At 61.5% G+C, this 21,935-nt stretch carries 19 protein-coding genes; 14 read left to right on the forward strand and 5 right to left on the reverse strand.

Annotation, left to right across the window (positions count from 1 at the left end):
* Nucleotides 1-14: 14 nt before the first annotated feature.
* The gene (locus tag ACVIGB_RS49525) at nt 15-170 is read right to left on the reverse strand and encodes a hypothetical protein (RefSeq protein ID WP_456655166.1); all 156 of its coding nucleotides are present in this window, start codon (nt 168-170) and stop codon (nt 15-17) included.
* A 282-nt stretch (nt 171-452) separates the two neighbouring features.
* Here ACVIGB_RS49525 and ACVIGB_RS49530 point away from each other — a divergent pair, with 282 nt between their 5' ends.
* From ACVIGB_RS49530 to ACVIGB_RS49540, 3 genes are all read left to right on the forward strand, one after another.
* Entirely contained in the window at nt 453-2,174 is a 1,722-nt protein-coding gene (locus ACVIGB_RS49530; protein ID WP_456723757.1) for a hypothetical protein, read from the forward strand.
* A gap of 140 nt (nt 2,175-2,314) precedes the next feature.
* A complete protein-coding gene (locus ACVIGB_RS49535; protein ID WP_456749358.1) occupies nt 2,315-4,093 on the forward strand; it encodes a caspase family protein in 1,779 nt (592 codons plus the stop codon).
* A 20-nt stretch (nt 4,094-4,113) separates the two neighbouring features.
* Nucleotides 4,114-4,758: a DUF4384 domain-containing protein gene (locus ACVIGB_RS49540; protein WP_456723754.1), complete on the forward strand. Its 645-nt coding sequence runs from the start codon at nt 4,114-4,116 to the stop codon at nt 4,756-4,758.
* 152 nt (nt 4,759-4,910) lie between these two features.
* Here ACVIGB_RS49540 and ACVIGB_RS49545 read toward each other — a convergent pair whose 3' ends face one another.
* Entirely contained in the window at nt 4,911-6,758 is a 1,848-nt protein-coding gene (locus tag ACVIGB_RS49545; protein ID WP_456723753.1) for a caspase family protein, read from the reverse strand.
* 874 nt (nt 6,759-7,632) lie between these two features.
* Between ACVIGB_RS49545 and ACVIGB_RS49550 the strand changes: the two genes are divergently transcribed.
* Nucleotides 7,633-8,466: a DUF1194 domain-containing protein gene (locus tag ACVIGB_RS49550; protein ID WP_456655171.1), complete on the forward strand. Its 834-nt coding sequence runs from the start codon at nt 7,633-7,635 to the stop codon at nt 8,464-8,466.
* Nucleotides 8,467-8,548: 82 nt separating this feature from the next.
* Here ACVIGB_RS49550 and ACVIGB_RS49555 read toward each other — a convergent pair whose 3' ends face one another.
* Nucleotides 8,549-9,235, reverse strand: coding sequence for a hypothetical protein (locus ACVIGB_RS49555; RefSeq protein WP_456723752.1), 687 nt, complete (start codon nt 9,233-9,235; stop codon nt 8,549-8,551).
* A 597-nt stretch (nt 9,236-9,832) separates the two neighbouring features.
* On the opposite strand from ACVIGB_RS49555, the gene ACVIGB_RS49560 reads away from it, so the two are divergent.
* A complete protein-coding gene (locus ACVIGB_RS49560; RefSeq protein ID WP_456723751.1) occupies nt 9,833-10,048 on the forward strand; it encodes a hypothetical protein in 216 nt (71 codons plus the stop codon).
* Between the two features lie 542 nt (nt 10,049-10,590).
* Nucleotides 10,591-11,883 carry a c-type cytochrome gene (locus tag ACVIGB_RS49565; RefSeq protein WP_456723750.1) on the forward strand — a complete coding sequence of 431 codons (1,293 nt, stop codon included), beginning with the start codon at nt 10,591-10,593 and terminating at the stop codon, nt 11,881-11,883.
* Between the two features lie 25 nt (nt 11,884-11,908).
* On the opposite strand, the gene ACVIGB_RS49570 is transcribed toward ACVIGB_RS49565, so the two are convergent.
* Together ACVIGB_RS49570 and ACVIGB_RS49575 are read right to left on the reverse strand one after the other, a co-directional pair.
* Nucleotides 11,909-12,217 (reverse strand): hypothetical protein, encoded by a 309-nt coding sequence (locus ACVIGB_RS49570; protein ID WP_456723749.1) that lies wholly within the window; start codon nt 12,215-12,217, stop codon nt 11,909-11,911.
* A gap of 36 nt (nt 12,218-12,253) precedes the next feature.
* Nucleotides 12,254-14,224: a 4Fe-4S binding protein gene (locus tag ACVIGB_RS49575; protein WP_456723748.1), complete on the reverse strand. Its 1,971-nt coding sequence runs from the start codon at nt 14,222-14,224 to the stop codon at nt 12,254-12,256.
* A gap of 208 nt (nt 14,225-14,432) precedes the next feature.
* On the opposite strand from ACVIGB_RS49575, the gene ACVIGB_RS49580 reads away from it, so the two are divergent.
* From ACVIGB_RS49580 to ACVIGB_RS49615, 8 genes are all read left to right on the forward strand, one after another.
* Complete coding sequence (locus tag ACVIGB_RS49580) at nt 14,433-15,140, forward strand: biotin/lipoate--protein ligase family protein (protein WP_456725248.1); 708 nt, start codon at nt 14,433-14,435, stop codon at nt 15,138-15,140.
* Nucleotides 15,137-15,673, forward strand: a complete 537-nt coding sequence (locus ACVIGB_RS49585; protein WP_456723747.1) for a DUF6505 family protein — start codon at nt 15,137-15,139, stop codon at nt 15,671-15,673. Before ACVIGB_RS49580 ends, ACVIGB_RS49585 begins: the two co-directional genes overlap by 4 nt.
* Nucleotides 15,670-16,677: a DUF6352 family protein gene (locus tag ACVIGB_RS49590; RefSeq protein ID WP_456723746.1), complete on the forward strand. Its 1,008-nt coding sequence runs from the start codon at nt 15,670-15,672 to the stop codon at nt 16,675-16,677. Before ACVIGB_RS49585 ends, ACVIGB_RS49590 begins: the two co-directional genes overlap by 4 nt.
* Entirely contained in the window at nt 16,674-17,189 is a 516-nt protein-coding gene (locus ACVIGB_RS49595) for a DUF3305 domain-containing protein (RefSeq protein ID WP_456723745.1), read from the forward strand. The genes ACVIGB_RS49590 and ACVIGB_RS49595 overlap by 4 nt, the downstream gene beginning before the upstream one ends.
* Nucleotides 17,186-17,842 (forward strand): DUF3306 domain-containing protein, encoded by a 657-nt coding sequence (locus tag ACVIGB_RS49600; protein ID WP_456723744.1) that lies wholly within the window; start codon nt 17,186-17,188, stop codon nt 17,840-17,842. Before ACVIGB_RS49595 ends, ACVIGB_RS49600 begins: the two co-directional genes overlap by 4 nt.
* A gap of 119 nt (nt 17,843-17,961) precedes the next feature.
* Nucleotides 17,962-18,738 (forward strand): Cro/CI family transcriptional regulator, encoded by a 777-nt coding sequence (locus ACVIGB_RS49605; RefSeq protein ID WP_456723743.1) that lies wholly within the window; start codon nt 17,962-17,964, stop codon nt 18,736-18,738.
* A 27-nt stretch (nt 18,739-18,765) separates the two neighbouring features.
* The gene (locus tag ACVIGB_RS49610) at nt 18,766-18,975 is read left to right on the forward strand and encodes a twin-arginine translocation signal domain-containing protein (RefSeq protein WP_207830496.1); all 210 of its coding nucleotides are present in this window, start codon (nt 18,766-18,768) and stop codon (nt 18,973-18,975) included.
* A gap of 11 nt (nt 18,976-18,986) precedes the next feature.
* Nucleotides 18,987-21,932, forward strand: coding sequence for a formate dehydrogenase subunit alpha (locus tag ACVIGB_RS49615; protein ID WP_456723742.1), 2,946 nt, complete (start codon nt 18,987-18,989; stop codon nt 21,930-21,932).
* Nucleotides 21,933-21,935: the final 3 nt, after the last annotated feature.

Here is a 21,935-nt window from a genome sequence, read left to right on the forward strand (position 1 = left end):
GCCGCAGCGTGGGATCAATCGATCGCTTGGTAAAGATCTCCCCATTCCGGCTTCCAGACGCCATCCGGGTCGCAAACCACGATCGCGAGCTTCATGTCATTGGCGAGACGGATCGCGCCGCGAAAGGCATCCTGGGCAGGTAGTTGGGAGCTGACCTGGTCGCCGCTCAAGCGTCCCCCGCTTGCGGCGGCTGGCAATACAATTGACCCGGAGGCGCCCCCGTCGTCGCGCCTCAAGACTAGAGTGATCGCGTCGGGCTGGATTTCGCTGACTTGCTCAAATCTATTTCTGGCCATCATTTTGCACTGCAAGCTGAAGGAATTAGAACTATCACCGTCCAGTGAGAGAGTTGAACGGGATTGGGGTTGCTCGTCACTAATTGATGCTGCACTCGCGTAGTCTTGGATTAGTCGGACTGACGCTGCATTCGGTTCGGTTACATTGAGGCGGATATGCTTCGTCGATCTAGCAGGATCTGGCTCTCTATCGTCGGCGCGATCATCGTTACTAGCGGGGCAAGGGCCGACGATGCCGTCGTGCGAAGCTTTGCCGGCGGTTCGGCTGCATCCATGGTCGGGATCGTCCCGGCCGGCCAGGACGTCGAACTCGCAGGCCCGCAAGCGCTCACCGCGGACGGACAGGGAAGCCTGTTTGTGCTTGATCAGATCAACGGCCGCATTCTGCAGTTCGACCCTAAACAGCCAAACGCGGCTCCTGACATCCTGAAGATGCCAAGCGATGTCCAGCCTACCGACCTGGTCGTTCGTAATGACGACATCATGGTTTGGGACGGAGGCGTGAGGATGCTGAAGGCAGCACCAGGACAGTCCACCCGCGGGCTCGGCGGAGACGTGATTCAGCTGGAGGAAGTCTCATCCCGCGGAACGGACAACCAGGTCGCCATTTCGGCCTTCGCACAGATGGGCTCGCAGGCGTTGAGCAGTCCGACCGACTTGCTCGATCAGAATACGCGTGCGGCTATCGTGAGGACGACGCGGCAGCCCGACCGGCAGTATATCGCCTCGCGCAGCAAGGGATCGGTGATCGCCGATATCATTCCCGACAAAGGGAATAACAGCGTTCGGGTGGAAATCCAGACCATGGTCTCCAACGAGACCATAGGTCAGCTCGGCCTGCGCGTCCGCAACCAGCTCGGCACCGTGGAGTTTCTTGAGATCGACAACAGTGACCGCTTCTATGTGCTGGCCGAGGACATTCCTCCATCGGGCAAGAATGCCACCACATTCGTGGCACGCTATGCCGCGAACGGACGCCTTGAGGGCATCTACGAGCTACCGCTGGAGAACACGCCGTTGACCCGCCGGTTCGTCACTATCTCGGGCGACGGCGATGTCTATTTTCTGCGCACCAAGTCGGAAGGTGTTGAGGTGGTTGGTGTCGGCTTCCGGCCACTGGGGAAAGTGTCCGTCATTGACGTCAGGCCGTCGCGCACGGCGGCCGCGCCGGCGGCGCAGCCGGATTTCAAGTTCAACGCGACCGCCGCCGTACGGCCGTCCAATCGCCAGCAGGCGATCGAGACGGCCTTCGCCTTTGAGGGCATTCAGTGGAAGCTGACACCGGCGAACTACGGCAGCGATCCCGACAGCCAATGCTCCGGTTTCAGCCGGATTCGCCGGCCGTGGTATCTGCAGGGCAAGGTAAACCAGGAAGTGCGGGGCGTGCCCTATTGCTGGGGTTGCCATGGTTCGCTCGCGAATTTCCGGCAGCGAATCGAAGGCGGGACGCTTGCGGGCAATGTCTGCACCCGCAACGAGCCGCGGCCGGACGTGGCCGGCGTCGACTGCTCAGCGTTCGTCAGCGCCACATGGGGACTTTCCGTCCACTACACGACCGCCGCCATCCCCGCGATCGCCACACCCGTGACCAACCCCTGGGACCTCAAGCCCGGTGACGCCCTGAACAAGCCGGGTTCCCACGTGATGTTGTTCCTGCGGTTCACGCCGGATCGCAAGGCGGAGGTCATGGAATCCTCGACGGGCGGCTGCAACGGCAGGGTCTGCCGCAACGTCTATCCGCTCGCAAGCCTGCTTGCACGCGGTTACGTTCCGGTCCGCTTTCGCGCGTTCGCAGATGATCAGACCACTGTTTCCGCGAACGCCTATCAGGAGACCGAGGCGCCGATGGGCCGGAAGACGGCGAACAAGCGGCGCTGAACCTGTGGTCTCCCTGAGGCTACAGATGAACATGGAGTCACCGCCTGTGCGCTGGTTTTAGAGATCAGGACGGCATCCTGACGCTCTACCATGCCGGTGCGGTTCCAGGGCGGACCTGCTTGATATCGAGGTGGATCACAATGCGAAGGCTCAACGGCTTTGATCAAATGGCCGGTTGGCTGTGTGCAGCCATCCTGCTTGCTGCGTTGATCGGCCTGCCACCCCAGCGCGCGCATGCGGCCGGTGAACTGTCGATAAGCAATCCCGACGGCGCGGCTCTCCGGGCGCTCGTCATCGGCATCGACGACTACCAGCATGTCCGCAAATTGAAGGGCGCGGTCGCAGATGCCAATGACATCGTGTCCAGCTTGCGCACTATGGGCGTCAGCGATGTGGTCGAGCTGACCAATGCGCAGGCTGGTAGGGCAAGCGTGCTGCGTGAGATCAGCTCACTGGTGGAGCGGACAAGGAACAACGATCTCATCTTCCTCTCGATCGCAGGTCACGGGACGCAGGAGCCGGAGCGCATCAAGGGCTCCGAACCGGACGGAATGGAGAACGTGTTCCTGCTGCCCGATTTTGCTACCACGCCGGCCGGATCGGCCGAGCGGATTCTGGGAAGCGAATTCAACCACTTCATCCGGCAATTCGAATTGCGCGGCGCAAAAGTGATCTTCGTTGCGGATACCTGCCACGGCGGCGGAATGGTGCGCGATATCGATCCGCGCGCGGCGGAGATGAGTTTTCGACAGGTGCCGCGCTACACACTGCTGGTTGATGAATTGAAGCCAGTGTCGAGCAGCGACGACCCGAAGTCCGAACTCGATCTCGACCACACTGCGTTCATCGCCGCGGTCGATCGTTACACCAAGGCGCCGGAAGTGCGGATTCCCGGGATCGATGGCTTGCGCGGCGCTTTGAGTTATGCCGTTGCGCGAGCCGTGGAGGGCAACGCGGACATCAATCATGATGGAAAAGTGACGCTGAAAGAGCTTTTCAGCAATGTTCGGCAGGTGGTCTATCAGTTGTCCGACCAACGTCAGAACATCGTGACGGTATCGTCGCTGGCGCAGATGCCGGAGACCGAGGTCGCCTTCGAATTGACGCGCGGCGTAGTGCTGATCCAAGGAGCGGCCGCGAGAACTGCTCCCGGTCAGGTTCCTGCCGTCCCGCCTGTCGAGAAACAAACCCCAGCGCCGCCAGCCGTTGCGGCCGCTTCGCAAACCGCTGCGGCCGGCGTTGCCGCGACCGGCCCGGCCGCGCCCGGTGCCGCGCTGCCGCCCTTCCGTCTCGTATCACCGATCCGTTTGGCGGCGCTTGACGGCAAGATCAGCTATTTCACGTACGTCAAACCGCAGGACGCCAGTGTGCAGGCCGTTCAACCAACTGATAATCCCGACCTGATCTGGGACCCCGTGTCGCATGACGTAATCGCGTGGGGCGATGTCGTCGCTTATGGTGTTGACGTTGACGGCTTGACGACGGTGGTCAACAGAACTGCGGCAATTCGGGAGCTCAAGCGCATGGCGACGCAGTCGCCGCAGGCGATGCGTATTTGGCCGGATGATCGACAGCAGCGCAGCGGCCAGACCGTCGAGGTCGAATTGTCCGACGTCGGTTCGCGGGCGGTGCTGCTGTTCAACGTGTCCGGAGATGGAACTATCCAAATGCTGTATCCGGTGGGTCCCGATGCCGCGCTTGCTCGATCAGCAAATCTGCGGCTGCCTCTTCGGGTGGGCGAGCCGTTCGGTGCCGAGCAGATCGTTGCGGTGACTTCGCAACAGCGGATGGTTGATCTGGAGAGGGTCTTGATGCAGCTCAACCGGCGCCGCGCTTCGGGGCAGATGGTCAAGAGTCTGGAGCGCTATCTGCCGGCGGACGCGCGGATCGCGTCTATCGGCTTGTTCAGCGTTCCCTGACAATACTGTGACTGCAGGTCATGTCGTCAGCGAAGCTGGTTTTCCAGAAGCAATCATGGCTCGCGCTGGTGTTCTCGCTGGCGGGAAGCGGGATCGCGAGCGCCGCGCCGTTACCATCGGCATTTCGATCTGCCGCGAGAGATACTCCATTGCTCTGGCATGTACAGGCGCCCCGCGGCTCGGCAAACGCTGCCAGCGTGTCGCTTGAAATCCTGCCGGGTCCAACTGTTAACATTGGCGGCAAGGTGTCATTCGGCGTAACCGCCAAAAAGCCTGGCTATCTGATACTCGTGGATGTTGATGCGGAAGGGCGGATGTCCCAGATATTTCCAACTGCCGAGCTATTGGCGCAGTCGATCGAACGGGACATGAATCGTGTGAAGCCTGGCGTCCAATTTATTGTTCCGACTCCTGCAGCACGGCAACGTGGATTTGAGTATGTCGTCGCGCCGCCGGCCGGGTCCGCTGTGATCGTTGCGATCCTGAGCGAGCGACGTGTGCAATTGCTTGATTTGCCAGACATTCAACGCAAGATTCAGGGGCCGGCCGATACGTTGAGCTATCTGTCGGATTGGACACGTCAGCTGCGTGTAACGGACAGCGGCAGCGGAAAGCTGGTGCCGAACAATTGGTCGTTCGACATCAAATCATACTCTATCAAGTAGGCAAGCGTTCGCGTTGTTACGGCTTACTCGGGCGGTTGAGGAGTGGTTCGTCCAAGGTCCTGCGGCTTTGGCTCTGTTGCCGCCAGCATTGTCAATTGCGGAGGAGACGGCGGCCCGTACACGAGTTCGAGCGCGCCGCCGTGCATGCTGTCCTAGTTGCAGACTTCAACATTGCCGGTACCGCCGCCGGGACCTCCGCCGCCACGGTAATCGAGATGACAGCCGTGACGGACCGGGCGGCATAGATAAGCGTCACACACGATCTGGCCGCTGCCACCAGCGGGCCTAGCGGTCGCTTGCTTTCGCTTGGGGAAATCGGCTGGCGGCTCGGAGCTGTCGCGTACCGGACGATCCGCGCGCGGCGGGCGCTCATCCATGTTGCGCTTCGCCAGCGGCTTTTTCCCGCGGCGCTTCTCGCATTCGTTATCGTCGTTCAGAAACGAGCCCTCGGCACAAGTGATCTTGCGGCACTGATCGCCGTCCGCTTTATAGCCGCGCTCGCAGATCAACGGGCAAACCCGGGCCGGTTTCAGCTTGATTGCATCGAGCGCATCGAGGCTTGCAAGCTTGACATCAAATTTGGTCCCGGCGTGCCTGTTGAACAGGCTCAGGGAGCGACGCGAGGCTGCGTTCCACTCACCGTCGATGGAGCCTGTGAAACAGCCGACCCGGCTCAATTCGCTCTGAAGTGATTTGGCAAGATCCTCCTGCGGCGGTGCCGCGTTCAAGGCGGCAACCTTCGCTCCCTCGCTATTCTGGGATGGGGCGGCGATTGCAAGATTGTCCGCCTTGGCGCCGTCGATTACGGGGCCATTCGGGGAAAGCATGGCGACCGTTGAGGATTGCGATGCAGTCCGCTTCCGTTCGGCCTCGATCGCTTGTTCCTGCGCATTCTGCTTTGACCTTTCCGCCGCGATACGGGCATCCTCCGCGGCCTTGAAATCTGCGGCCGCTTTTTCCTGTTCGGCTCGCTGGGCACCTTCGGACGCAAGCCGAGCTTTCTGCTGCTCCGCTTCCTGCGCTTTCTTGGTCGCGATAACGCGCGCGTCTTCGGCGTCGATTTGATTGAGCTGAAGCTTGGCCAGATCTGCGTAATATCCGTCGGGATGCTGGGCGAGGAACGCGTTCATAGCGGCCTTGTTGCCGAGTTGCAGGGCCAATTCGTAGTCACGACGAATCTCCGAGGAGGCGTTAGCCGGCGGCGGTGGCACGGGCTCCTCTGCCTTTGGTACGAGCGCAACGTCTTCGCCGCCCAGCGAACCATAAACGTATGGCTCCTGTCGATTACCGGTAGCCTGCAAGACATCATCGCGAACGAAGCCGAAAGCCCGACGCAAGTCGAGTCCCGGCTTTGCGATATACTTGACCAACGCTGTCGCGTAAGGACTGTTCTTGCTGTTGCCGTCGAGTGCGGTCAGTCCGGCTTTGGCCGCAAATGCGATCAGCGTATTGGATACTGCGGGTTCCACCCGGGCGAGCCCGCGGCTGATCGCGCGCGAAGCGAGGGTCCGTTTCATCGTGTCGGCGAATGGATTGTTGCGACAAGCGTCGACGATCACGACGCGCAGCTGCTTCGCGGGCTCAATTGCTAGTAGGATGCGATCGAGCGAGAAGGCCTCGTCATAGATATCAGTGTCGCGCTCAAGTCTGGCATCCGTCGGAATCAGATAGTTCGTCCCGTCGATCTCGATTCCGTGACCTGCATAGTAGACGACGGCGATGTCGGCATCGCGAGCTTGATCGGCGAAATCCCTCAGTGCCCGCCGCATGTCGCTCGAGGTCAGGTTGAGACGAGACTCCACCAAATCGAACCCGGCGTTCTTCAGGGTCGCGGCGATAGCGGTGGCATCATTGGCAGGATTCGGAAGTAAGGGCGCATTTTGATAGCTCGAATTTCCGACTACCAAAGCCACGCGCTTCGTTGCCCACGCAGGCTGCGAAGCAAGAAGAGCTAAAGCGGCGAGAAGAACAGGAACTCTGAAGTGGGTGTACAAGCTCATGGCCACCGTCCAAAATCGCCCGAACTAGTTCTATCGAAGTTGGCCCCGGACAAACTCGGTCGCGTCAAGTTCTGCGAGCGTGGGAAGGCCTTCTCCAGTACAAGTACCAATCTTAGGTTCAATCCATTCGTAGTATTGTCGTTCAGGGTGGCGAAGACGTTCAACCGCACACGGAAGAGTGTAGGGTCACGATTCTGCCTGCCCGATGCGGGGGTGAAAAGGAAGATATTGAAATAGTTATAGTTTCTGCTCCGGCTATTAGCCCAGTGGCTGGCTGTGCTGGCGTCAGATCCGGTTCGCCAGCGAAGTTCCATCCCCTTGGTAGCGATGCCCAACTTAAGTGCGTATCAGCATCTAGACCAAAGTGGATCAACGTCGGTCTCATCCTATCTGTCCATGCGCTCGCGTCCGGCATAGACGGCCGCTGAGTTTGAGTGAATGGCGCTGCTTATCGGGTAACGAGGAGACGGTTCGTTGGTATGTCTCAACCGTTTTGACGCACCCGCGGACGTCTGTCGTACGCTGAGCGCGCAACAATGATTACCGCATGCTGGATGTCCTGAGGCATGTTCCTGATAACTTGCTCCATATCTCGACAATTGGTTGTCAATTTCTCGGCTCGCGGTAGCTGATTTCTTCAAAGAGTCCTGAGCCGGCAGGCTTTCCCCAAATAATGTAGCGATGATTTTGCCGACCGACACGCCGGTGCTCGTCAAGGTTTGGATCTGGGGCAGGGGTTAGTAAGTCTCTTCTGAGTTATTCGGTCTTGAGAGCGACGCACCGGACAGGCATTAGTTGAAGGTCGGGTTTCCCTTACGGCGGATTTGAATGGCTCCGCCATCGGTGTCAACTTTGGTCCGTACTGGAGGTCGAGATGCGCTGGACCATGTCAATCGGAGCTATGCTCGTCGTCGGAGCCATCTCGGCGGGCGCGGCCGGACCGAGAAACCTCGGCTCTCAACGAAGCGACGGCAGGGAAGCTTCCGTATCGGTGGATCTTGAGCTTGTTATCGCTGTTGACGTTTCTTACTCGATGGATTTGGACGAATTGGCCGTTCAGCGCGAAGGGTATGCCGAGGCGATCTCCTCAAAGGAATTTCTTCAGGCCCTCAAGCAAGGACCGACTAGCAAGTTAGCTGTCACATACTTCGAGTGGTCGGCGTCGAGCGACCAGAAAGTTATTATTCCTTGGCGTGTGATTGATGGGCCGGAATCCGCTGGCGCGGTGGCGGATGAAATCATGAAAGCCCCATTGCACCGAGGTTCACGTACATCAATCTCTGGTGCGATTAATTTCGCCGTTCCGCTGTTCGACGAGAATCGGTTTTTGGGGTCGCGACGCGTGATCGACATTTCTGGTGACGGTCCCAATAACAATGGTATTCCTGTGACCATTGCACGTGATGCCGCAATTGAGAAAGGCATTGCCATCAATGGCCTCCCGATCATGATCAAGGAGCCGTCGACTAACGCCATGGATATCAATAATCTCGATTGGTACTATGAGGACTGCGTGATTGGAGGGCCGGGTTCGTTTGTTGTCTCCATCAAGTTGCGCGACGAGATGAAAGAGGCAATTCGAAGCAAGTTAGTCTTTGAGGTGGCGGGTCGCACGCCCGAGCGGTTGGTCGTTCCAGTTATAGAGAATGAGCCGCGCGTACCTTGCTGGATTGGAGAGAAGATTTGGCAAGACCGTTGGGGGCGGTAGATCTCTATGATTTTCTTAGCCCGTTCCGCATTCACGAGCAGGTCTGAGCGGGGGCGCGTGAGAATGATGGCAACCCGCTGCCCTAGGATGGCCGTTCAACGAAGGCGACGGCTTTGTTGCTATAAGTCCAAATCGCACCGTCGCGTTTGCTAATTCCGAGAAACGCGGTCTTTGTACCGGCATATTTCATGTCCATGTTGCCGCCGTCGATGCCATAGGCCCAAGGGTCGAGGCACAGAAACTCTGTGACTTTGTCGTCGGCTCCTGCAGTGCGGTGGCCGACGATGCCGACATAGTGGGCACCGCCGAGTGAGGCTCGTACCGGCACCTTGTTTTCGAGGTTCTTGATTGTCCAATCCACCGCTTTGCCGGGATCGCGACCCGCGCTCACCTGGTCGCGAGCCGTCGGTTCGACCATTTTCCAGCCCATGTAGCGGACGAATACGATCTTGAGGATCGAACCGCACCAATATTCATTGCTCACTGCCTTCAGGAAGCCGGCATTGTTCTGGTTCCACGGCAGCTTGCTCTTCTTGTAGTTTTCCATCGACTCGTCCGCGGTCGCCAGCAGAACGGGACGGGTGTTAAGCGGCTCGTCCACCAACATTTCATAAACGCGATGGCGGTTGTCCAATTCGTCGCCGGGGTCTTGGTTGCTGTAGAACTTGCGATAGGCGGCGGGCGCCTTTGCCGCGGTCGTGACGCTGTGGAAATAGTGCCAGATTAGGTCGGTTTTCCACGAGGGGTCGCGGGTATGGGCGTCGGACATGGAGACCCTCCATCTACTGCTGCGGCGGCTTTGCGACCTCTTGCAGCGGCGGTCAGACGAGGCGCGCTGAAAGATTCGTCCCTGCTCGATTGACAACGGTTGGCCTTGTAGCAGTGTGTCAGATTGCCGCAGCCATGAACATACTGAGCCGTTTTGGCGGGGATGAAGTCCCGGGTCTCGGCAGCATCATCGGGCGCCTGAGCTCGAATTGGAGCTGATACGATCGCCGAGAAATGGCAGCTCGGTCAATGCAGTTTCCTGCGGGCATGACCAATGAGACCGGCGTGCCGGTGGACTCCGGAACTTCATCCCGACTGCTGCCAAAATGCGGGTTTAGGCGGCCAATCTGAGTCCAGTATTTTTGCGCGCGGCCGAGATTGCGTGTAAGGCGCCGGCTATTTGAGCATCGTTCTTGTCGACCGCGTCCTTGCGTCCGAGGCCATTTGCCGTCGACTTTAATCGGGCGGAACCCGAAAGGCGCTTCGGGGAAAATTTCCAGGGCATGTGAGGCGGTTCACATCGTGACGCTGCGGTCAGCACTAATCAGATCTCTGCAAAACTTCTTCGGGGACAGCTCCAACCGAACAGAGATTTCGCATGAAGGGTCTGATGGTAGCGGTCCTCACCGCTTTTGCGCTTCTTAGCGCGGTGCTCGGCATCCCGCGATCACACTCGGTCCCGGCGGTCGGGCGGGCCGATTTGGCAAGCAGTTCAACATTGCAAGAACTGCAAGGCGCCCGCAGCGCAGCCAAGTTGCCGGCCGAGGACTTTGACGACCGGTCCCTGGTCTTTCCGAGAGAGACGACGCGCTAGACGACCACCTGTCGGGCGAAGCGACCCGCAGCCAGGATCAACGCTGAGGGCGCGCTTCAGATGGAAACCTGGTCGGGCGACGAACGCTACGGGCCTAGGAAGGCGGCCGGAGGCGAGTCGTAGTTTCGGAGCAGGTAAAGTGATTCCAACTCACCTCGATGAAGATCAACCTCCAAGACGGCCAAGAGAAACGTCAGCACGACCGCGACGAAAATGAGCGATGGTGACGTCTCACGGGGCCCGTCGCCATCGTGTGGCGAAATCGAATTGCGAAGTGATCGCCACAGCGAAATGAAATGCAGATACGTTTTGGATCGTATTTGCATGCCGTATCCTCGACGCGTCGGGTTCAGCATAGGAGCCGACGACCCTCGGTTCAAGCCGATCAGACGCCATTGCGGCATTGAGTAGGGTAGGCCATTCCAATCCCGCGGCGCAGCATGGAAACCCAACCACGGCCCTCGTCGTTGACCCGGGTCAAGCGCGTGCATGCTATCCTGCAAGGCAACGGCAACGTGCCGGAGCCGACCCGTGAGCCGCCGATGAATTGGCTCTCAAATCTGTGCGTCGTTGCCGCCCTATGGGCATTTGATTCAACGCCGGCGCAAGGTCAACTCGCGGGTCATGGCGGGCCCGTTCGGGCGATCGCGATCTCGAGCGATGGCAACAGGGCTCTGTCAGGCGGCTTCGATACATCAGCAATTCGATGGTCACTCAAGACCGAATCCGCGGAGCAAGTCCTTCGCTTTCACTCCGATGCTGTGAATGCGGTCGCGTTCCTGAAGGATGGACGAATGGTGACAGCCGGAACCGACGCGCTGATCGCGATCTGGACACCCGGCCGGGAGCAGCCGGATCAGGTCTTCGAGGGTCATCACGCGCCAATCGTTTCGCTCGCCGTCTCGCCGGACGGAACCAAGCTCGCTACGGCATCGTGGGACCATACGGTTGGCGTCTGGTCACTCATCGGCGGCGCGTCGCAGATACTGAAAGGGCATACGCAGAACGTGAACGGAGTTGCCTTTACTGCGGACGGACAATCGCTGGTCAGCGTCGGTTACGACCGCGAGTTGAGGATCTGGCCGATGGTGGCGGCAACGCCGGATGTCGCCCTGCTTCCGTCGCCTCTCAACGCCGTGGCAGTCGCACCCGAAGGCGAGATCATAACGGGCGGAGGCGACGGAAAAGTACGGTTTCTGACGTCGAGCGGGCATGAGACCGGCGAGATTCTAGCCGGGTCGACCCCGATCGTCGCGTTGGCGATGTCCACGGACGGCACGTTGATCGCGGCAACGGAAATTGGCGGAGGAGTTTCCGTCATCGACCGGAAGGCGCGGAGCATTGTGCAATCGCTCGCCACTCAGGGAGCGCCGGTTTGGGCGGTGGCATTCCTGCCCGACACTGCAGCGTTGCTGACGGGCGGCGCGGACGGCAGGATCCGCCGCTGGAACGCGCAGACGGGCGATCCCGTCGGCTCGTCGCCACAGGCTGCGCAAAGCGATCCCCTGGCAGCCTATGCCGGAGATCGTGGCGCCGAGGTGTTTAGGGCGTGTGTTGCGTGTCACACGCTGTCCGCGGAGGAGCCGCAGCGCGCCGGCCCCACGCTCGATGGCTTGTATGGTCGCAGGATTGCGTCGTTGCCGGGATATCGCTTCTCCGACGCGCTGACGAAAATGGATATCGTCTGGGCTCCCGAAACGGTGGCAAGGCTCTTCGAGCTCGGTCCGAATACCTATACGCCGGGTACAAAAATGCCGGAGCAGCGGATCGGGTCGGTCGAGGACCGCAAGGCGCTCACGGATTTCCTGGGGCGTGCGACGTTGGGGCGACGATAGCGGGCCGTTGCGCAGATTTATGCGGTCAGAAGCCGGGCCATTTCTCTACCGGGAGGTTCGTTAGGTTTGGATGCTCCTTGATCAAGCGAACAATGTCGACGTTTGGATGTTGCTTCAGGGCCTCGGAGACGCAATTGTTCACGTATTTCCGGCGCGCGAGCCATTTGACCTTCCTGCCCTTCGCCTCCGCCTTGCAGGCAACGATCGCCTGTTTCAGGGCGACCTTGTCGGCGTTCGACAGGCGCGCGGCTTCGACGGGCGCCGGGATCATCGCTGCGCCAAGGGCAACTCCAACGGCAATGAACGCAAAATGAGCTTTGATGAGATGAGACATGGTGCGCCTTCCCAAGTGTGCTGGTCCCAATTGGTTCTAGTTCTTGGTTTCCCGTTCGCGCAGATAATCGTCGGTCGTGCGAGGCGCCGCGCGTTGTGGCACGCCGGCAAACGGGTCGAACTGCTGCTCGCTCATGGTGATCACGCGGCAATCCGCGCACATTCGTACCGTATCGAGCCGCTTGTCGCCGGCGGGATACATCCAGTGCCGGCCCTCAAGTTTCGCTGCGATCTTCTCAATCGTGCTCTTCACGCCGAACGGCTTGTTGCAGCGGATGCAAAGCGCCGGCTCTTCCTCCTTGATGATCGTCGCGGGAGCCCTGGCGGCACGGAAGTCGATCTGCGGTCTGAGCGTGATCACCTTTTCCGGGCAGGTGCTCTGGCACAATCCGCATTGCACGCAGGCATCTTCGACGAATTTGAGCACAGGACGTTCGGGATCGTCGCGCAGCGCACCGGTCGGGCAGACCGATACGCACGACAGACATAAGGTGCATCCCTCCACATTGACGCTGATCGCGCCGAGTGGTGCGCCTTCAGGCAGCGCGATGATGTCGACCGGGGAAGGCGCCAGGCGGTGCAACTCGTGAAGCGCGAGGCGAAGCAACTCGCGCTGTTTGCCGACGGACCGGAAGCTCGCGGGATGCTCGACGGTCGGCGCCGGCTCGATTGACCAGAGCGCCTTGCCGAGTGCGTCGGGATCGTCGGTTTCGATTGCTTCGACCCTACGTCCTTTCAACCCAAGTCCGGAGACAATCGCATCGGCCATCGCGATCGTCTTGAAGAGGCCAGCGACGTCATGCCGCGGCTTTGTGCGAAGCAGAAAGCGTATCCCGGCCGCAGCATAGGTGAAGGAAGCGACGACGGCCTCGAGTCCAACCTGCGTCACCTCGTTCACCGCGAGCGGCAGCACGCTGGCCGGAAGCCCGTCGCCATGACGGGCAAGCGCATCGATCAGCGCAGTGCCGTGCTGGCCATCGTGAAACAGGACGACGGCATTGGCGCCGCCGGCTGCGTGATAGGACAAAAGCATCGCGCGCAATTTGTGCAACAGCGCATCGGCCGGCGGCAGGGCATAGGTTGCCGCGCCGGTCGGACAGGCGGCGGCGCATTGGCCGCATCCGGCGCAGACCTCCGCATTGATCCTGACGTGATCGCCATCCGGCGTGATCGCCCCGGACGGGCAAAGATCGAGGCAGCGATGACAACCGGTCAGCTTCGACCGCGAATGCACGCAGAGCTCTGCGGTGAAGTTGACGTATTGCGGCTTGTCGAAGCTGCCGACGAGATCGCGCGCCTTGAGTACCGCGCGCAGCATCGCGGGCGGATCGCCCGGGTCGGCGCGGAGATAGCCTTCGCGCAGGTCGTGCGCGGGAAAAAGCGGCGTCCCGCCGGAAAGATCCAGGACGAGGTCGCAGCGCGACGTCAGGCCGTTGCGCGGCCCCTCGAACAGCAGCATGTCGCGCGAGGAGGGGCGAGGCGCGGCATAGTCGTCGATCACAAGCTCGAAGGCGCCCAAATGTCCCTTGGCGTTGCGAATCGTTCCCCTGACGATCGGGAACGACGTTGTCGCCGGTGGCGCAATCTGCGCTGGCCTCGTGATCATGACCGTTACGTCGAGGTGATCTGCCAGCAGTTGGCCCGCTTCAAGCGCGACGTCGTCGCGGCCATAGATCAGGATCACGCCCTTGCTCGACAAGGTGACAAACGGGTAGGGCGGCGCGGGCTCGGACGCTGCTGCGAGCAGCCCTGCCATTTTCGGCCCCGCCTGTCCCCCTGCCAGGGACCATCCTGCGGTCTCCCGGATGTTGACGAACTCCGTTCTTTCCGAGCGGCCCTCCATCGCATCGGCAAACAGCGGCGCCTCCTGGGTGCAGCAAACGATCATTGGCGCCGCGACCTTCGCTGCATCGCGAAACCGATCCAGCTCGGCTCGACACAGCTGTCGGAATTCGGCGATCTCGCTGTTGCGACATCCTCGCTTGATCGTTGTGGTGTCGAGACGCATCGTGTCTTCGCACGAGCAGATCAGGATCGTCTTCGGCGAATCCGGCATACGCGGCTATTCACCTCCCAAAGCGGTCGGAGAACGAGGGGCGGACTCGCGCCGTCCCCTTTGCTCGGATAAGCTATTATCACACGGGAAGAAATGGAAGCTGGAGGTCCGTCTGTCGTCGACCGTCCGCACGTGCTCATCGATCTTGGAGCCCGTTGACCTGCCTCCGCCGTTCACGCTGGTGAGGCTGCGCGAGAGGCGCGATGCCTTCGCCCATGCCATCGGCATCGCGGAGGAAAGCGGGGCAGGTACACTGACCTATGTGGGGCGCTTCGATCTTGCTGAGTTCGCCGTCGTACTCGAACCCGGCGAGCCCTTGTGCACCGCCCGCCGCGCCTTCTATGCCGCCATGGTGGCATTGACCGATGCCTTGCGCGCCTACGCACCGCCGAACAAGCAGGTCGCCATCGACTGGCCGGATGCGGTCCGTGTCGATGGCGGGCTCGTCGGTGGTGGCCGGCTTGGCTGGCCATCGTCTGCGAAAGAGGATGAGCCGCCGCGTTGGTTGGTGTTCGGTGCCATGATCCGGACGGTTGCGATGACCGAGGCGGACGCGGCCGTCCACCCACTCGCTTCGGCGCTCGATCAAGAGGGCTTTGGCGAGGCCGGCGCGGTTCGGATAACTGAAAGCTTTGCGCGGCACCTGATGCTCGCGACCGAAACCTGGCAAATCGACGGTTTTGACGCAGTCGCCCGTGAATTCCTGAACCGGCTGACGGACGAACCGCAGACCTCTCGCGCGATCGCTGACAACGGCGATCTTCTGGTGCGCCGGGTCGGAGCAGATCGAACCGAGCGGCGCGATTTGAGGAAATCCCTCCTATCGTCCTCGTGGCTCGATCCGAAGCTCGGAGGGCCGCGCCTGTGAAGCTCTTGCGCACCATTGCGCTCGATCCGTCCGACACGTTCGTATTCGACGTGCCGGCGGAGCCCGGCGAATGGGCGGTGCCGGGCGCGTTCCGCTTCCTTGATCGAGATTTGGCGCAACTGGACGGTAAGGACCGTTCCGCGTTCCGCGGCGGTTTTCTCGGAGTGCAATCCTGGGGTTGGTCGACGCTGACGCAGATCGTTCCGGCGACCGCCGACGATCGCCGCGCGCTGGTGGAGCTCCTTGCGAAGCGGCTGGTCGAACGGCTCGGTGCGCCGGATCTTGCAACCGCGCGCGGGGCGGCAGAAGAGGAGGTTGCCTTTGCGCAATCGCTCTGTGCCCATCCGGTCAGCACGCTGATTGCAGTCCACCGCTCGGTGCGCGATGGCGAGGTTCGCGAGTCCTTCCGAAGCTTGCGGCTGCGCGAGGGGCAGAGGCACGGCAAGGCGTTCTCGTTCATGGAAGTGGAGGATGACGTCGAACGAGGCGGCGATCTTAATCTTGCCGAGATGATCAAGGAGCCAGAGAGATGAAGGATTTCTGGATCGCCTGCGGCCACCATCTGCTCGACCGCAACGCGAGCGGCGCGCTCGTTGTCACCGATGAATACCTGAAGGCGTATTTTGCACGCCCCGAGCTGATGCCGCCGGATAACGCGTGCCCGGTCGAGCGTCGCTTGCACCGGCAATTGCTGGCCGATCCGCGCCTCCCGGTCGGAGACGCGGAGGTGGCCGCGATCGGCGATGCCGACGCGCAGGAGAACTGGCAGTTCGTGCTGGCATTTCGTGACCTCCTGCTGCGCCATCCGACGCTGGAGGCGGCCTATCTCGCGACGGTTCGTTCAGGCTCGGTCAATCTGCCGCCGCTGTTCATGAACCAGTTGGTGCATGTGATCCTGCGCAATGCGCTTGATCGCTGCGAGGATCCGTTTCAACTCCGCGCGGCCGAGTTGTTCTTCCGGCCGCAGCGGGTCCTGCCGCACGAGCATTTGCTGATCGTGGGCGACGATGAAATCCTTGGCGGGCGTAGCCCGACGCCGGTGCTGTCGCTGATGTCCATGCTGGGCGCGACGAACGATACCCAACTCGACGTTCTCAGCGAGGAGAACGCCGACGGCTATTGGCAACGTAGTGACCAGTTCGATATGGCGCTTGATCTGACCGGCGGAGGGCGGGGGCAGGTCGCGCTGGCCGGCGCGATGCGGCGCTGGATCTTGCATCTGCTCGGGATCGCTGTGACGATCGACCCGCTGGCCGAACTGCGCAACGCGGAACTCACCTGGTATGTGGGCCTGGATTCGGAGGCGACCCGCATCGGTGACCGGCTTTGGCAGGGTGAATCCCTCGACGACCGCACCGCGGGGCGCGTGCTGGCGCTGTTTCGGCTGAGCTTTGCGGATCCCGGCCTGATCGTTGACGCCGCGGGGCGCATGCCGGCCTATCTGATCCTCGCAATGATGTCCGATCAGGTCGTCCGGATGAAACCCCAGAACTTGCTAACGGGGTTGCCAATCAAGCATCTGGAGGCCGTGACGTGAGCCCCGTCGTCGAGCCGCTGGTCCGTATCTCCGTCGGCGTCGTGGTCGAGCGCCGCAGAGCGGATTCTCCGTGGATCGACGTCGTCTGGCGCGGCGTCGGGGTGCTGCCGGACGAGCCGGAGATGACGCCGTGGACGGTGATCCGCGAGCAGGATGGAGTGACGCTGTTTTACGCCGGCAGTGCGACAGTCGAACTCTACCGCTCGGAAACCGATCGCTACCGCGACAATCTCACCTCCGGCGCGCCAAGCATCTGGATCGTGTTGAGCCCTGCCGAGAGAGCCTCGTCCTACCTCCTTTCCGCGGTCACGGCCGATCCCGCCGAAGGGGAAGCGTTCACGGGGGCCGGTGCCAATCTCGTCGAAGCGGTGCCGATGCCTGAGGTGCTGCGCCAGGCGATTGAAGATTTCATCGCCGAGCACCACGTCGAGAAGGAGTTCTTCAAGCGCGAGCGGAGCCGCGCCGATCCGGAAGCGCTGGCGCAACGGCGCCATGAAGGTGAGCACGAATGAGCGAAGACGACTTTCTGGCGCGCTGGTCGCGACGCAAGCAGGCCGCGAGGGACGGCCACGCCGAACCAAGGCCCGAACAACCCGCCGAGGCGAATGCGCCGGCGGCGGGCCCTGACGTGGCGGAGCCCTGTCCGACCGAGTTGGACTTGTCGAGCCTGCCGTCCATTGAATCGATTGATGCCGCGACCGACGTCTCGGCCTTCCTTCGCAAGGGCATTCCTCAGGAATTGAGCCGTGCCGCGCTTCGCCGCGCCTGGAGCGCCGATCCTGCCATTCGCGATTTCATGGGGCTGGCGGAAAACGCCTGGGACTTCAACGACCCGGCCGCCATGCCTGGCTTCGGTCCGCTGGACTATTCGGCCGAGCAGGTTGACGCACTCGTCCGCCGCGTTGTCGGGGACCTCGTGCAGGCCGCCGAGAACGCGACCAACCCGATCGAAGGGGCTGTCGAAGACGCCACGCGACCGGCCGTCGCTGCGGTCGACGATTTGGCGCAAGCATCAAATCCGCTAAAGGCGCGCCCGGATCTCCCACTGTCCGATGAGTCCGCAACCGGGGAATTGCCCCGAATCTCTGCTGCACCGCAACTGCTAGGCCCGGGCGACGAAACTGCCGTTCGGCGGCGCGCACATGGTGGCGCGCTACCCCGATAGGCTGCGACCAAATGCTATAGCCGTAGGCTATGCGCATCGATTGACCGCTTCCGAGCTCCCGAATAGTCTTTGTTAAGCAAACGCAATCAAGCGCTTGGCCCCGAGGATGGGAGGGCGGCGTGCGCGATGCGGGCCTTGAAAGTGCCATCGATGCTGCGGGCGGTGTAGCCCAGCTAGCCCGGAAAATCGGTATTGCCCAGCCCTCGGTGTCGAACTGGAACCGGGTGCCTGCGCAACGCGTGATCGCTGTCGAAATCGCGACGGGCATCTCGCGAAAAATTCTTCGTCCCGATCTCTATAGCGAGCTTGCGATATCGGACATGCTCGATCCGATCGAAGCCGGACGCGCGCAGGAATACGCACTGCTTGCGACCCTGCTGTCGTCGGCGCCGTCGCAAGACTTCCTTGAGCAGATCGCGCGACTGAACGGCGATGTGACGCCGCTTGGTCGCGCCCACTCCGCTCTTGCGGAGGCCGCTTCGATCGCGGTCGCAACCGAGGTCGAGCGCGAATATTTTGACCTGTTCGTTGGCGTTGGGCGCGGCGAACTGCTGCCCTACGCGTCCTACTATCTGACCGGCTTCCTCAATGAGCGCCCGCTGTCGCGGCTTCGTGACGATCTGGCCGCGCTTGGCATCGAGCGGGTAGAGAGCAATCCAGAACCCGAGGACCATGCGGCGACGCTATGCGAGATCATGGCGGGCCTTGTGGCTGGTCGTTTCCCGGCGTCGCTCGCAGCACAGCGCGCTTTCTTCGAGAAGCATGTTTCGCGCTGGATCGGACGTTTGTTCGCTGACATGGCGAAGGCCGAACGCGCCAAGTTCTATCGAGCGGTCGGGACGCTGGGATGCGTGTTTTTGGAGATTGAAACAGAGGCCTTCAAGTTCGCCAATTGACCGGCTGCCCGGTCCAGGAGAGGTGCAATGAGCGATGAGAAGAAAATGACGGCAGGCCGCCGCGACTTCCTTCGCAAGGTCGGAATCGGCACGGTTGGCGCAGGCGCCGCGCTGGCAACCCCCTTGATCGCGCCGGCGCAAGCCGACAGCGAGACCGAAGCTGAGAAGCGCAAGGCCCGCTACAAGGAAACCGACCACGTGAAGGCGTACTATCGCGTCAATCGCTATCCACGTTGAGGGAGGCGGCCATGCTGATCAGGAGAACACAGCGTTCCGATTCCGTCCGACATGGATCCGTCGCGGCCCTCCTGTCCGGGCAAACCGGCGGCCTCGACCGCCGCACATTCCTGCGTCGGTCCGGTCTGGCCGGCGGTGCGCTCGCTGCGCTCAGCACGCTGCCCCTCGGTGGCGTTCGCGAGGCGGAGGCTGCCGCCGCGGGGCCGCTGACCGCGGGTGCGACGGCACGCAAGAGCATCTGTACGCATTGCTCGGTTGGATGCACCGTGACTGCGGAAGTGCTGAACGGCGTATGGATCGGCCAGGAGCCGACCTGGGATTCCCCGATCAATCGCGGATCGCATTGTGCTAAGGGCGCCTCCGTGCGCGAACTCGTGCACAGCGAGCGGCGGCTGCGCTATCCGATGAAGCTGGTGGGCGGGCAGTGGACCCGGGTCTCCTGGGAGGCCGCGATCAACGAGATCGGTGACAAGCTCCTGGACGTGCGCGAGAAGTCGGGTCCCGATTCCGTCTATTGGCTCGGATCGGCCAAGATGACCAACGAGGGTTCCTACCTATTCCGCAAGCTTGGCGCGTTCTGGGGCACCAACAACACCGACCATCAGGCACGCATCTGCCATTCGACGACCGTCACCGGCGTGGCCAACACCTGGGGCTACGGCGCGATGACCAACAGCTTCAACGACATCCGCAATGCCAAGACCCAGATGATCATGGGCGGCAATCCGGCCGAGGCGCATCCGGTGTCGTTGCAGCACCTGCTCGAGGGCAAGGAGCTGCAAAAGGCCAACTTTATCGTCATCGACCCGCGTCTGACGCGAACCGCGGCGCACGCGACTGAGTATGTCCGCATGCGGCCAGGCACCGACATTCCGGTGCTCTACGGTATGATGTGGCACATCCTGCAGAACGGCTGGGAGGACAGGGAATTCATCCGGCAGCGCGTCTATGGTTTCGACGATCTTCGCAAGGAGGTCGAAAAATGGAATCCGGAGGAGGTCGAGCGCGTTACCGGCATTCCCGGTGAACAGCTCAAGCGTGTCGCGAAGATGTTCGCAACGGAAAAGCCGTCGACGCTGATCTGGGCCATGGGGCAGACTCAGAAGACGGTCGGCACCGCGAACGTGCGGGCGAGTTGCATCCTGCTCCTGATGACCGGAAATATTGGCGGACCGGGCATGGGCGCCAACATCTTCCGTGGCCATGACAACGTTCAGGGAGCAACCGACGTCGGACTCGATATCGTTACGCTGCCGTTCTACTACGGGCTCGCCGAGGGCGCGTGGAAGCACTGGTCGCGCGTTTGGGAGGTCGACTATGACTTCCTGAAGTCGCGCTTCGACTCCAAGCAGATCATGGAAGCGCCCGGCATCCCGCTAACCCGCTGGTTCGAGGCGGTGACGCTGCCGAAAGACCAGGTCGCCCAGAAAGACAATGTGCGGGCGGTGTTCGTGCAGGGACACGCATCTAACAGCATCACCCGCATTCCGGAATCCTTGAAGGGTCTGAAGGCGCTCGACCTGCTTGTCATCGCCGACCCGCATCCGACCACCTGGACCTCGCTCGCGGTGGAGGCCGGGCGCAAGGACGGTCTCTACATTCTCCCGGTCGCCACCCAATTCGAGTGCAAGGGGTCCCGTGTCGCCTCGAACCGCTCGCTGCAGTGGGGCGAGCAGATCGTGAAGCCGATCTTCGAATCCAAGGACGACCTCGAGATCACCTATCTGCTGGCAAAGAAGTTCGGCTTTTCCGACAAGATGTTCAAGAACATCAAGGTCGAGAACAATCTGCCCGAGGCCGAGGACATCCTGCGCGAAATGAATCGCGGCAGCTGGTCGACCGGCTATTGCGGGCAATCGCCCGAGCGTCTCAAGGCCCATATGAAGAACCAGGCGAAGTTCGACATGCTGACGATGCGGGCTCCGAAGGACGATCCGGAAGTCGGCGGCGACTATTACGGCCTGCCCTGGCCGTGCTGGGGCTCGCCGGAGGTCAGGCATCCGGGCACGCCGCTTCTCTACAACACAAATCTCGGCGTGATGGATGGCGGCGGAACGTTCCGGCCGCGCTTTGGCATCGAACGCGAGGAGAAGCTGGCCGACGGCACGACACGGAAGGTCAGCCTGCTCGCCGACGGGTCCTATTCGAAGGATTCGGAAATCAAGGACGGCTATCCGGAATTCACGCTGGCGAGCCTGAAGAAGCTCGGCTGGGACAAGGATCTGACGGAGGCGGAGATGGCCACGATCAACAGGATCAGTCCGGCCACTCCGGACGCGGTGTCGTGGTCGCTCGACCTTTCGGGCGGCATTCAGCGCGTCGCGCTGATGCACGGCTGCGTGCCTTATGGCAACGGCAAGGCGCGCATGAACGCGTTCGGCTTGCCGGATCCCATTCCGGTTCACCGCGAGCCGATCTACACGCCGCGCGTCGATCTGGTCGCCAAATATCCGACGCTTCCCGATGCCAAGCAGTTCCGCATGCCCAACATCGGGTTCTCCGTGCAGAAGGCCGCGGTGGAGAAGGGGATTGCCAAGCAATTCCCGCTCATCCTCTCCTCGGGCCGCCTGGTCGAATACGAGGGCGGCGGCGAAGAGACGCGAACCAATCCGTGGCTCGCCGAACTCCAACAGGACATGTTCATCGAGATCAGCCCCGCCGATGCCGCCGATCGCGGCATCAAGGATGGCGGCTGGGTCTGGGTGAGCGGTGCTGAAAACAACTCGCGTGCCAGAATGAAGGCGTTGGTGACCGAACGGGTCGGGAAGGGCGTTGCCTGGATGCCCTTCCACTTCGGTGGTTGGCTCGCGGGCAAGGACCTTCGCGGCAATTACCCGAAGGGGACCGATCCGATCGTGCTTGGCGAAAGCGCCAATACGATCACGACCTACGGCTATGATCCTGCGACCAATATGCAGGAGACCAAGGTCACCCTATGCCAGATCGTCGCAGCCTAGAGG

This window comes from Bradyrhizobium sp. USDA 4341, assembly GCF_054063755.1.